Below are 11,954 nucleotides of genomic sequence, written 5' to 3' on the forward strand. Positions count from 1 at the left end.
AGTCTGTTAAGACAGCCAACTCAGGGGATTTTTGGGTGTCCCATGGATGCAAGGGACAAGGCAGCTGCCGTGGACCGGGGTCGTTAGGCAAGAACTGACAAATATTTGGGTACGAGCCCAGTACGACAGCACGCACGAATGGACCAAGCAGAAATGACGGACGCTCGACGTCCCCACATCCGGAAGGACCGCAATGAACGGAACTATTGAGCTCTTCGCCGACGAGGACATGTACTTCCGGTTCATACTCAAAGCATCCGACGGAACAGCGCTGGCCGTTTCCAGGGTCTTCCCCAACAAGCACGCAGCTGTGGCCGGCATTAGCTCCATGCGAGAATGCGCAGGCATGGGCCTGATCAATGATCTCTGCCCGATAGCTCCTGCCCCGCAAACAACCGTACGGGCATGTCCCGGCGTGCAGGCACCGTCTCAATGCGCAAGAGACTTCATTTCAGTCGACGCCGACGGGAAATTTGCATACCACCGGTCGGCCCAGGACCTCATCGACGCGTTCGCTCTTCTCGACGATTTCCCCTACGTCATGGATCGTGAAGGCAATGGGTACCGGCTGGCTCCGGGCCCTGACCGTTGCCCGGTCCTGGGGCCTGCACACGGGCCAGTGGAGCTATATTGGCTCCGCCAGGCTTGGCTGGGAGCCTTGGAGGTCCACTTGGACGAGCACCGACTCAAGCGCTCCTACCCGGAATGCCTGAGCCAGCTCCTCTCGGATGTTTTCGAAACCCTCACGCTTGCAGACAGGTCGAGTGTTGCGACAATCGATAGCATCCGCCAATTCTCTTACGGGCACTCGGGATCTTCTTCGCGAAGTGTCTCATAACCCAGATGCCTCGAATCCCTAGGGTTTCGAGACAATTTCTAGCTGGCCCGTGGGAGCGCGACAAATCTCTGCACCAATGCCCAACGCACGGTCTGGTCCCTAATACTCGCCCGTACCTCTGAACGTGCTCCTACACGCCTGCAAGTTGCGGACCGCGCGGCCGAGATCTTGACGTCACACTTGCATTTTGCAAGTATGAGGCACATGAGCCTCTTCATCACCTGCCCGGTCGAGAACGTCGAGCGCGCGACCGCCTTCTACACCTCCCTGGGCTGGACCCTCAACCCAGAAATGTCCGATCACAACGTGTCATGCTTCGCGATCGCGCCCGAGCAGTACGTCATGCTCGGCAGCCGCGAGATGTACGCGAGCGTCGGCGGCGCCGAGGAGCTGGTCGGCGGGCCCGATACGCCCTCGAAGGTCACGGTCTCGTTCGACCTCGGCAGCCGTCAGGCGGTTGACGAGCTCGTCGAGCGCGCCGGTGCCGCCGGCGGGCGGATCGGTGATATCGACGACTACCCCTTCATGTACCAGCGCCAGTTCGACGACCCTGACGGCTACCACTACTCGCCGTTTTGGATGAAACCGGACGCCGATCCGACCGAGTGAGCGACCTCGCCGCGGCCCTCGATATCGTCGGAACACGGTGGGCCCTGCTCATCGTGGAGCGGCTGCTCGACGGGCCGCAGCGCTACGGCGATCTGCACCGCGACCTCGGAGTGCCGACGAACATTCTCGCGACCCGCCTGCGCGAGCTCGAAGCGGCCGGGGTACTGTCCCGTCTGCCCCTCCGGCACAACACCCGGGCCTATGCGCTGACCGATCGCGGGCTTGCCTTGCGTGAGGCGATCATCGCGCTAGGACGCTGGGGCAGCGATGAGGCCTAGGCGTGGCGCGGAATCGCGACGCGCTCCGACGAGTTGGCTGAGCTCTGCCCCTGGAACACGTGGGCGGGCTGCATCCATAGAGGCGTAAAGGGTGTTGAGCTGACGGTAGAGGGTTCGGGCAAGGTAGCGCTTGAGGGATCTTCGGATTTCGCGGTAGCTACGGCCTTCCTGGGTGCGTTTGGCGACGTACTCCCGCGTTCCAGGGTGGTGAACCATCCGGGTCATGGTGATGGTGTGCAAGGCACGATTGAGGCGCCTATCACCACCCCTGTTGAGTCTGTGCCGGACCGTGTTACCACTTGAGGCCGGCAACGGATTCACCCCTGCCAGTGAGGCGAAGGCAGCTTCGCTGCGAACCCTTCCTGGATGCGACCAAGCCGTCAGGACGGCAGCGACTGAAACGGCCCCAGCGCCCACCATCTCCAATAGCGGGGCGGCGGGACTTTGCTGGATTAGCTCAGTCATGCGCTTCTGATTAGCGGCCAGCTGAGCGGTCACTTCGAGAACGCGGCGCGCCAACCGAACCGCTTCCTCGCGCGCGATCGATAGTTCGATCTGCTCCTGCCGTTCCCGCCATCTGGTGATCGCGGCGATCTGGGCGGGAACCAGAGATTTACGGGCGTCGATTCCAAGATCATGTGCCCGAAGGAGGGCGATGAGTGCATTTACATACATCGTTCGTTCCCGCGTCAGCTGATCCCGGGCTGCACTCAAGATCCTGAGTCCGGCACGGGTTCCTTCGTCCCGTCGCGGAACCCGGAGTTGGGACTCCTCCAAGCCAAGGACAGCGGCTCCGATGGCGGTGGCGTCCAACGGGTCCGATTTGCCCAGCCCCCGACGGCCTCGGGCGTTCATGCGTGGAGCTTCGGCGACGTCGTAACCGGCGTCGGCTATCGCCCTGGCCAGACGGGCCCCATAGGAGCCGACACCCTCAACAGCCCATAGACACCCCATATCGCCGTCTGTTCGTCGGCCTACCCAGGCAAGTGCGCGTGAAATCCCTGCGGAGGTGGTTGGGAACTGCTCGCATGCGACCTGTCGCTTGGTACCGGCCTCGATGATGGCGTAAGTGTGTGTGCGGGCGTGACAGTCCACGCCGATGACGAACGGGCGGGTCTGCGCAACGATAGTCAACGCGGCCACGCTCCTTCCTTTCGAACGGACAAGACAGGTCGCAGTGCGACCGGCGCCGGACCTGGGAAGAGTCACTTCGAGGCAAAACTGTGATGAGCCACAACCTCAGAGGCTGGGCAAGCTTCTAATCAAGCCACCGACGTGGGACAGGTCAGCGCCGGCCGCTCCACCCAGCGTGGACAAATCGGGGGAAACGCACCCTCGAGGGGCAATTGTTTTTTCGAGTCACGCACCAAGCAGAACGACCGGCATCAACACTGCCAGCTAGTCCCAGACCAGCCACGTAAAGACTCACAGTTGTTTTTTGGTTGCTGGCAAGCTCGCTTGCTCGGCGGCCGACGGAGCCCTGTCTACCCGCAGGGCAAGGGGGAGGAAATTCCCGGAGGAAATCAGCGACGCAGGAGCGCCGGAGGGACATTTCCTGCACCGCAGGCCCCGACGAAGGAGGGGCTAGACGGGGTGGAGCGGACGCCTAGAATCCGAAGGAATCTCAATGATGTTGTCAACGGGTGTTGGCGTGTCTTGCTGGCGTCCCGGCCGTTGGTGGCCGGGACGCCAGCAAGAGGTTTTAATCCCTCCAGCCGGGGTAGGGTTTCCGGTCCGGCTCCGACAGTTCGGCGGCTGTGGCGGGCAGGTTGTCGGGTCCGTCGGACTGTCCGGAGGCCCAGTGGAAGAACACCTCGGCGGTGACCGCTTCGAAGCAGGCGTCTTGGGACCGGAACCAGTAGGCGGAGGTGTCGCCCTCGACGTAGGTTCCGTAGCCGAACAGTTCCCCGTTCCGGTCCCGCGTGCGGGCGACGGCGAAGATGATGTAGGGCCACGCTCCGGCGTCCCAGCCTTCGCTGGCCCAGTTCGGCAGCACCGACCACGCGGTGCCCTCGAGGGTGTCCATCCAGTCGTACCCGTCTCCTGCCCGGTCGTCGGCGGGAAGGGCCGGGACGGGTCACCGGTTCCGCGCTATCGGCTGCGGCCGTGCTGGTCATGATTTGGATACTCATGAGGTGATGCTCCGTTTCGCTCGGGCGGGGCGGGCGCTGGAAGTGCCGGTTTCCCTCTCCCCCACCATGTTTTTTGCCTGCTGGCGGAGCATCGCGTAGCTGTGCCCAACGGAGCCGGGGCAACCCGCAGGGCAAGCAGCGGATGGATTGGGTGAGGAAATAAGCGCAGCGCCGAACCCAAGACAGCCGTTGCGCGGCCGTCCGCAGGACGGTTGCGGCGGTGGAGCGGGCACGTAGGATCCAACGGACAGCGGCAAAAAAGAAAAAATGCTTGTGCTGTCCGAGCGCAGAGAGGATCTTTTCCTCCCCGCCGCCGCCCAGCGTCCGATGTCTCCGCAGGGGGTTGGAGTCGAGCGATTCACGCAGCCTGAAGTCTTTCGGCGCGGGGACCAGGGACCGGGGCTGCGGGTCACGTGTCAGTGAGGGCTGGGCCAAAGCCTCAACCACCCGCTTGTAGATACCCAACAAAATCCTGCCCTCATCGGGAAACTAGCCTCAGTTCTACGGCATACCAGCAACCAGGCAGCGCAAAGGACGATCAATGACGATTCAGGCAGATCCGGCACCTACCCGGTACGGGATTCTCGAAACCGCCCGCCAGCAGGTCCTCGAGGACGGACGCGGACTCACGCAGGGCCAACTGCTGGAGGTGCTCCGCCTGCCCGATGAAGCCCTTCCGGCGGCTCTGCAGCTGGCCCACGAGGTCCGGCTCAGGCACTGCGGTGAGGACGTCGAGGTCGAGGGCATCATCTCTATCAAGACCGGCGGGTGCCCGGAGGACTGCCACTTCTGCAGCCAGTCCGGGCTCTTCGATTCCCCCGTGCGGGGCGTCTGGCTGGACATCCCGGAGCTGGTCAAGGCAGCTAAGGAAACCGCTGCCACTGGCGCCACGGAGTTCTGCATCGTGGCAGCAGTCCGCGGACCGGACATCAAACTGATGAACCAGATCAAGTTCGCGATCGACCGGATTAACGAAGCCGTGGAGATCAACATCGCTTGCTCTCTTGGGATGCTCACCCAGCACCAGGTGGACCAGCTCGCTGCCTGGGGAGTGCACCGCTACAACCACAACCTGGAAACAGCCCGCAGCTACTTTTCCGAGGTGGTCACCACCCACAGCTACGAGGAGCGTCTCGAGACCTGCAACATGGTCAAGGCCGCCGGCATGGAGCTCTGCTGCGGCGCCCTGATCGGCATGGGCGAATCCCTGGAGCAGCGTGCCGAACTTGCTGCCCAGCTCGCCGCGCTGGAACCCCACGAGGTCCCGCTGAACTTCCTGAACCCCCGCCCCGGAACTCCCTTGGAAAACCAGGGGATCATGGACGGCAAAGACGCCCTCCGAGCCATTGCTGCGTTCCGGCTGGCCATGCCCCGGACCGTGCTCCGCTACGCCGGCGGCCGCGAACTGACCCTCGGTGACCTCGGAACCAGGGATGGTCTGCTCGGCGGCATCAACGCCGTCATCGTCGGGAACTACCTGACCACCCTGGGCCGGCCCGCCGACGCGGACCTGAACCTGCTGGTCGAGCTGAACATGCCCATCAAGGAATTCCAGAAATCACTATGAACACCGTCCCGCCCGCCGGGGGCCCCACCGGCCCGGGCAACGGCCCATTCTGCGGACACTGCGGGGGGCCCGACGGCGGGGGCCTCCCCGCGTCGGACGAGCACCAGCGCTGTGTTGAACTACTGACGCTGGAACCGCCACGCTACTGCGCCAACTGCAGGAGACGGATGAAGGTCCAGGTTACGCCGACCGGCTGGAGCGCAGAATGTTCCCGCCACGGGGTGCTCATCCGATGACACAGGTGTCGGCTCCGGTGAGCCTGATCCAGCGGGACCGCGCACGCCTGTGGCACCCGTACGCCACCGCGTCCCCCAGCCTCCCGTTGTGGGAGGTCGAGGCGGCCGACGGTGTGCGGTTGCGGCTCCGCAGCGAAGACGGCACACGCCACGAGGTCGTTGATGCCATGTCCTCGTGGTGGTCGGCGATCCATGGCTACCGCCACCCTGTACTGGACGCGGCCGCGAAGCGGCAACTCGATGATTTCAGCCATGTGATGTTCGGCGGACTCACCCATGCCCCCGCGGTGGAACTAGCCGAGCGGCTGGTGGATATGGCCCCTTCCGCACCAGGACGGTCACGGTTGGACCGGGTGTTCCTCGCGGACTCGGGTTCGGTATCGGTGGAGGTTGCACTGAAACTGGCGGTGCAATTCCAGACCGCGTCCGGCCACCCCCGGCGGCAGCGGTTCCTGAGCATCCGCGGCGGATATCACGGTGACACCTCTGCGGCAATGGGGGTTTGTGACCCCGTGGACGGGATGCACGCCGCTTTCCCCGGTCTGCTGGCCGGCAACGTGTTTGCTCCGCGTCCCCCGGCCGCGGCGTCCGCAACCCCGGAAACGGTGCAGGCGTGGGCAGCCGAACTCCAGGGCACCGCGGCTGCGCATGCCGGGGAGCTGGCCGCGATCATCGTCGAGCCGGTCCTCCAGGGCGCAGGGGGCATGTACCCCTACCCGGCCGACTGCCTCACCGCGTTGCGGCAGGTGGCGGACCGGCACGGGCTGCTGCTCATCTTCGATGAGATCGCCACCGGCTTCGGCCGCACCGGCGAGCTGTTCGCCGCCGACCATGCCGGTGTGGTCCCGGACATCATGTGCGTGGGCAAGGCCCTGACCGGCGGGTACCTGACCCTCGCCGCGATGCTCTGCACCGCAGACGTCGCCGCCGCCGTGTCCAACGGGCCAGCCGGCGCGCTGCTGCACGGCCCGACCTTCATGGGCAACCCGCTGGCGTGTGCGGTAGCCAACGCCAGCCTGAGCATCATCGACGACGGCGGCTGGCAGGCCGACGTCGCCCGGATCGGCGCGGGCCTGGCGTCCGGGCTCGCCCCCGCCGGGGGACTTGAGGCCGTGGCGGATGTCCGCACCCTCGGCGCCGTCGGCGTCATTGAGCTCCACGAGCCCGTCGATGTCACGGCGGTCACGGCCGCGGCCATCCGGCACGGGGTCTGGGTACGGCCGTTCCGGAACCTCGTCTACGCCATGCCCCCGTACATCAGCACCGCGGCGGACATCGAACAGATCACCGCAGGGATGACAGCGGCCGTCGCCGACGTCCACGAACGCGCCTCGGCGCGTTCCGGAGGGGCAGCATGTCCGCCTCGATGACGCAGTGGCTCGAGCGGCAAGCCTCCGTCCGCGAACGCCGTGGTCTGGTCCGGCGCCCGCTCCCCCGCAACGCGGACGAACACTTCATCAACCTGGCCAGCAACGATTACCTCGGGCTGTCCGCGGACCCACGTCTCGCCGACGCTGCCGCCGACGCGGCCTCACGCTGGGGCGCGGGCGCGACGTCCTCGCGCCTGGTGGCCGGAACCACCCGGCTGCACCTGGACCTCGAACAGGAACTGGCCCGCCTGGCCGGGATGGAGACAGCGCTGGTCTTCTCCTCCGGCTACCTGGCAAACATCGGTGTGATCACATCGCTCGGCGGCCCCGGGACCCTGATCGTCGCGGACGAACACTGCCACGCCTCGATGATCGACGGATTCCGACTCAGCCGCTCCCGCACCGAATCGTTCACCCACAACAGCGTTGAAGACGCCCGCCAGCTGCTTACCGACCGGCCGGAGCCGCGCGCACTCATCGCCGTCGAATCCCTCTACAGCGTCCTCGGCGACGAAGCCCCCCTCGCTGACCTGCTGGCCCTGGCCATGGAATACGACGCCGTGCTGCTCATCGACGAGGCACACAGCCTCGGAGTCACCGGCACCGGTGACTTTCAGGGCCGCGGCTCGGTGGCCGGGACCTCCCTTGCCGGGCATCCGAACGTGATCGTGACCGCGACGCTGTCCAAGGCCCTGGGCAGCCAGGGCGGAGCAGTCCTGGGATCCGCCCTGCTGCGGGAACACCTCGTCAACCGGGCCCGAAGCTTCATCTTCGACACCGGGCTCGCGCCCGCCTCCGCGGCCGCAGCCCTCACCGCGGTGCGGATCATCCGGGACGATCCCTGGCGGGCCGGATCCGTCCGAAGCAACGCTGCAGCCCTGGCCGCCGGACTCGCCCCGGCCCTTGCAGCCCGCGGCACTGAGGTCGAGCACGGGGCGGGGGCGGTCCAGTCCATTCCCATGCCGTCGGCCGAATCAGCCCTCGCCGCGGCCGGGGCCGCGCGCACCGCCGGCGTCCGGATCGGCTGCTTCCGCCCCCCGTCCGTCCCGGACGGGATTTCCCGGCTGCGACTCACCGCCCGGGCCACCCTTACACCTAAGGAAATCGAAGACAGCTGCGCCCTGCTGCGCAGCATTTTGGAGGAACTTCCATGAACCTGCCCGGCATCATCATGATCACCGGAACGGACACCGGCGTCGGCAAGACCATCACAACGGCGGCCCTCGCCGCCGCCCTCCACCAGACAGGGCGCAGCGTCGCGGTCTACAAGCCCTGCCAGTCAGGAGCTGCCGTCGGCGATTCCGACACAGCCGAAATCATCCGGCTCGCTGGCGACGTGAGAGCAGAAGCGGGGGTGGTTCTCCGGGAGCCGTTGGCGCCCGTCGCGGCAGCCGCCATCGATAAAACACCCCTGCCCCGGGTGGCTGCGCACGCCGGGAGGGTCCGCGAGCTCGCCGCCTCCCACGACCACGTCCTGGTCGAGGGCGCAGGCGGCCTGCTGGTAGAGCTGGATTCCGACGGCTGCACCCTGGCCGACCTCGGCTCACTCCTGGCAGCGGCATTCGTGGTCGTCGCCCGGCCGGACCTTGGCACCCTGAACCACACCGCTCTGACTCTCGAAGCACTGCAAACCCGCGGCCTCCAGGTCCTTGGCGTGGTGCTGGGAAGCTGGCCAGGCAACCCAGGCGTCGTACACCACGGCAACCGACAGGCGCTCGGGTCCCTGTCGGTGCCCCTTCTTGGGGCCCTTCCTGAGCGCGCCTCCGAACTGTCCCCGGCCGCTTTCCGTACCGAAGCAGTTGCATGGCTGAAAGGTCTACCCGCATGAACCCGAACCAAACGACCACGGGCCCCGTGCAGCCGCTGGCAGAAAGCCCGGGACAGTGGCAGAGCTCTGAGCAGCCGCGCTGCCCGTACCTGGTGGTCCGTGACCCTGACATGGTCCGCGACGTGCTGCACCGACCGGGCGATTTCAGCCCCGCGAACGCTCTCGTCGCGGTGACGCCCCTGACTGGGCCTGCCCTGCGCGTGCTGCAGCAGGTGCGCTTTGCACTGCCTCCCGTGCTGGCCAGCAACGACACCGACACGCACGCCGGGATCCGTAAGATCGTGGCAGGGTTTCTCACGCCCGCCACGGTCGCGGCCATGGAGCCGCGGATCCGGGAACTGGCACAGGAAGCGGCAAGGAACGCCGCGGGCCAGCTCGTGAGGTCCGGCCAGGTGGACCTCGTCCAGACGGTGGCAGCGTTTCCCCCGGCAATCGTCATGCTCGAACTCCTCGGGCTGCCCGTACGGGACCTTGCAGACCTCAAACGCTGGGGTCTTGACTCCATGGAGCTGTTCTGGGGCTGGCCCGACGAAGCCCGGCAACTCGAACTCGCCCACAGCGCGGCCGGTTTCTACGACTGGCTCCGCAAACTCGTCGCAGAATCCCTGACCGCACCGGGACGCAACCTCTTCAAATCCCTCGCCGACCACGGCCTGTCCACCCCCGAAATGTGTTCACTCGGTTATTTCCTGCTCATCGCAGGACAGGAAACAACCACCCAGCTGATCAGCACCACCCTCTTCCGGCTCCTTGAAGAATCCAACCCGGTCAGCTGGAAGGACGCCGCAGCCGAACAAGGTTCCAGGAGCGCGGTCCGGCACGTTCTCGCCATCGAATCATCAGTCCCCACCTGGCGCCGCGTGGCGGCCCAGGACACCCAACTCAGTGGCCAGTTGATCCCGGCCGGCGCCGAAATCCTTCTCGAACTGAGCGGCAACCACGTCACGGTACCAGCCGAAACCGAGGCTTCCTCTCCCCGACCGCAAGAGGCCCTGCACAGACCATCGACCGCATACGGCCTGGTTTTTGGCTCGGGCATCCACCGCTGCCTCGGTGCCAAACTCGCAGAACTCGAGGCCGCCATCATTGTCCAGGAAACCGCCGCGGCACTTTCGCGAATACAGCTACGGGACGTGAATCCAGACTGGATCCGGCTCCTGTCATTCCAAGCCCCCCGGGCCGTGACGGTGATGGACCAGCCACTCTGACCGCACTGACTTTGCTGAGAGGAACGAAATCGGCGGAATTCGAGGTCCTACGCCAGCGATGTAACCAAACACCAGGGACCAGCTTCGTGCGCACACCTCAACAGCCCGGGTCCGGATTCCGGGACCAACGCGCGGAATTAGCGCCCAGCCAGCCACCCGGATTCGGCCCCCAGGGGTCGCGGGACCTGGGCAGCTCAAGCAGCCAGGCGGGCTGCCGCCGCGGGGACCGGGGTGTAGGTGGTGCCGTCGCGCAGCATGGCCCAGAGGACATTCAGTCGGCGGCGTGCAAGCGACAGCATGGCCTGGATGTGCGACTTCCCTTCCGCACGTTTGCGGTCGTAATAGCCGCGCGAGGAGGGACACGACTTCAGGGCCGAGAGCCCGGAGAGGTAAAAGACGCGCAGCAGCCGTCTGTCGTAGCCGCGGGGCCGGTGGTGGTTGCCGGTGATCCTGCCGGAGTCCCGGGGTGCGGGGGCGAGTCCGGCGACGCCGGCGAACCGGTCAGCGGTTTCAAAGACCGTGAGGTCTCCGCCCGTGGCACCCAGGAACTCCGCGGCGAGGACGGGTCCGTAACCGGGCATGCTGAGCAGGACCTTGGTGTGCCGGTGTTCGGCGACTTTCTGACTGATCAGCGCATCGAGCTCGGCGAGTTCCTCGTTCAGGGTGATGATCTCCTGTGCGAGGGCGGCGACGATCCCCTCCCCCATGTGCTGGGCCGGAACGGTGGTGTGCTGGGACTTCGCCGCCTCTACGGCGGCCTGCGCGACCGCCGCGGCCGAGCGGGCGCCGTGTTTTTTCAGCCACGCCTGAAGCCTGGTTTGCCCGGTGCGGCGGATCCCGTCCGGGGTGCGGTGTTTGGTCAGCAGCAGCAGGGCCGCTTTGGAGCGGCTGTAGTCAAAGGCACGCTCCAGGGCCGGGAAGTACTCCAGCAGCTGGGCCTGCAGCCGGTTGATCGCCCGGACCCGGTCCGCGGATTTGTCCGCCCGGCGGGCAGTGAGGATCCGCAAACCCGTACTGATCTCATCCCCTGCCCGCAGCAGCTGCAGATCCCGGCGCATCCGGGCCTGGTCAGCGATCACGGCAGCGTCTTTGGCATCCGTTTTGCCCTCGCCGCGGTAGAGCTTGGAGGCGTGGTGCACGATCCGGCCCGGGATATAGAGGAGGTTCTGGCCGTGGGCGACCAGGATGGCGATCAGCAGCGCCGGGCCTCCGTGGTTCAAATCCGTCGCCCAGATGACCTCGTCCCCGTCCCCGAGTTTCAAGACGTTGGCGATGAGCTCGAGCAGGGCTGGTTCGTCGTTGGGGACTCGTTGGGAGAGCAGCCGGTTTCCGGCGGCGTCGATCACAACGCAGTGATGATGGGCTTTGCCGGCATCAATTCCGGCCCACAATTTCGCCAAAACAGCCTCCAGTCTGTCGGTTGGGTGGAACCCGGCGGATAACCGCGCCGTCGTGTCCTTATCCGGCGATCATGTCGCGTTTCTCAATCAGCGGTCGGGTCATCGCGGGGTGGCGGGTGGCCAATCCTTCGGAGCCGTCACGGATGAAACCGTCCGGCCACAGCAACAAAGCCATACCCGCCTCCCCTGGGTAGCCACGACCCTACAATGGCCGCGGAACTTCACCCGGTAACAACATAAGGACAGCAGCCAAAAAACGTCGAAGACGTCAACAACAGAGCCAGGGATCCCGGAGCTCTGCGACGGAAGCCCTGGCCCCAACAGCCGGCCGCGCCAGCGGACGCCCGCTAACTGGTCGGAGCGCAGCGGAAACCAGTTACTTCGCCCGGGCGCCGCGGCACGCCCCCGCTGCCCGGCTCAGGGCCGGTCACCGTGGCAGGATGGGCCCCAATATGGACAGACGGTTACGCCACGCCCCGGACCCGGAA

General features: G+C 65.9%; 11 protein-coding genes and 1 pseudogene. 9 read left to right on the forward strand and 3 right to left on the reverse strand.

Annotated elements, in window-relative coordinates; all coding sequences use genetic code 11:
- Nucleotides 1-193: 193 nt before the first annotated feature.
- The 3 genes from HNO80_RS16005 to HNO80_RS16015 all read left to right on the forward strand — a co-directional run bounded on the left by HNO80_RS16005 (nucleotide 194) and on the right by HNO80_RS16015 (nucleotide 1,725).
- Entirely contained in the window at nucleotides 194-838 is a 645-nt protein-coding gene (locus HNO80_RS16005) for a YegP family protein (RefSeq protein WP_175323843.1), read from the forward strand.
- A gap of 204 nt (nucleotides 839-1,042) precedes the next feature.
- On the forward strand, nucleotides 1,043-1,447 hold the full coding sequence (locus tag HNO80_RS16010) for a VOC family protein (RefSeq protein WP_175323844.1): 405 nt from the start codon (nucleotides 1,043-1,045) through the stop codon (nucleotides 1,445-1,447).
- Nucleotides 1,444-1,725 (forward strand): winged helix-turn-helix transcriptional regulator, encoded by a 282-nt coding sequence (locus HNO80_RS16015; RefSeq protein WP_175323845.1) that lies wholly within the window; start codon nucleotides 1,444-1,446, stop codon nucleotides 1,723-1,725. Before HNO80_RS16010 ends, HNO80_RS16015 begins: the two co-directional genes overlap by 4 nt.
- Nucleotides 1,726-1,815: 90 nt before the next feature.
- On the opposite strand, the pseudogene HNO80_RS16020 reads toward HNO80_RS16015, so the two are convergent.
- Nucleotides 1,816-2,859 (reverse strand): annotated as a pseudogene (locus HNO80_RS16020) (IS110 family RNA-guided transposase); the annotation flags it as partial.
- Nucleotides 2,860-3,427: 568 nt separating this feature from the next.
- Nucleotides 3,428-3,751: a hypothetical protein gene (locus HNO80_RS16025; protein WP_175323846.1), complete on the reverse strand. Its 324-nt coding sequence runs from the start codon at nucleotides 3,749-3,751 to the stop codon at nucleotides 3,428-3,430.
- A gap of 647 nt (nucleotides 3,752-4,398) precedes the next feature.
- Between HNO80_RS16025 and bioB the strand changes: the two genes are divergently transcribed.
- The 6 genes from bioB to HNO80_RS16050 are packed head-to-tail and all read left to right on the forward strand — an operon-like array spanning nucleotide 4,399 to nucleotide 10,066.
- Complete coding sequence (bioB, locus tag HNO80_RS16030; protein ID WP_175323847.1) at nucleotides 4,399-5,424, forward strand: biotin synthase BioB; 1,026 nt, start codon at nucleotides 4,399-4,401, stop codon at nucleotides 5,422-5,424.
- A complete protein-coding gene (gene bsaP / locus HNO80_RS18230) occupies nucleotides 5,421-5,660 on the forward strand; it encodes a biotin synthase auxiliary protein BsaP (protein WP_502707875.1) in 240 nt (79 codons plus the stop codon). Before bioB ends, bsaP begins: the two co-directional genes overlap by 4 nt.
- Complete coding sequence (locus tag HNO80_RS16035) at nucleotides 5,657-7,030, forward strand: adenosylmethionine--8-amino-7-oxononanoate transaminase (RefSeq protein WP_175323848.1); 1,374 nt, start codon at nucleotides 5,657-5,659, stop codon at nucleotides 7,028-7,030. The genes bsaP and HNO80_RS16035 overlap by 4 nt, the downstream gene beginning before the upstream one ends.
- Entirely contained in the window at nucleotides 7,027-8,184 is a 1,158-nt protein-coding gene (locus HNO80_RS16040) for an 8-amino-7-oxononanoate synthase (protein WP_175323853.1), read from the forward strand. Before HNO80_RS16035 ends, HNO80_RS16040 begins: the two co-directional genes overlap by 4 nt.
- Nucleotides 8,181-8,858 (forward strand): dethiobiotin synthase, encoded by a 678-nt coding sequence (bioD, locus tag HNO80_RS16045; protein WP_175323849.1) that lies wholly within the window; start codon nucleotides 8,181-8,183, stop codon nucleotides 8,856-8,858. The genes HNO80_RS16040 and bioD overlap by 4 nt, the downstream gene beginning before the upstream one ends.
- Nucleotides 8,855-10,066: a cytochrome P450 gene (locus HNO80_RS16050; protein ID WP_175323850.1), complete on the forward strand. Its 1,212-nt coding sequence runs from the start codon at nucleotides 8,855-8,857 to the stop codon at nucleotides 10,064-10,066. Before bioD ends, HNO80_RS16050 begins: the two co-directional genes overlap by 4 nt.
- Before the next feature lie 194 nt (nucleotides 10,067-10,260).
- Here the strand turns inward: HNO80_RS16050 and HNO80_RS16055 are convergent, their stop codons facing one another.
- Entirely contained in the window at nucleotides 10,261-11,466 is a 1,206-nt protein-coding gene (locus tag HNO80_RS16055; protein WP_502707876.1) for an IS110 family RNA-guided transposase, read from the reverse strand.
- Nucleotides 11,467-11,954: the final 488 nt, after the last annotated feature.

Source organism: Arthrobacter sp. C9C5 (genome assembly GCF_013359735.1).
Taxonomy (GTDB): Bacteria; Actinomycetota; Actinomycetes; order Actinomycetales; family Micrococcaceae; genus Arthrobacter.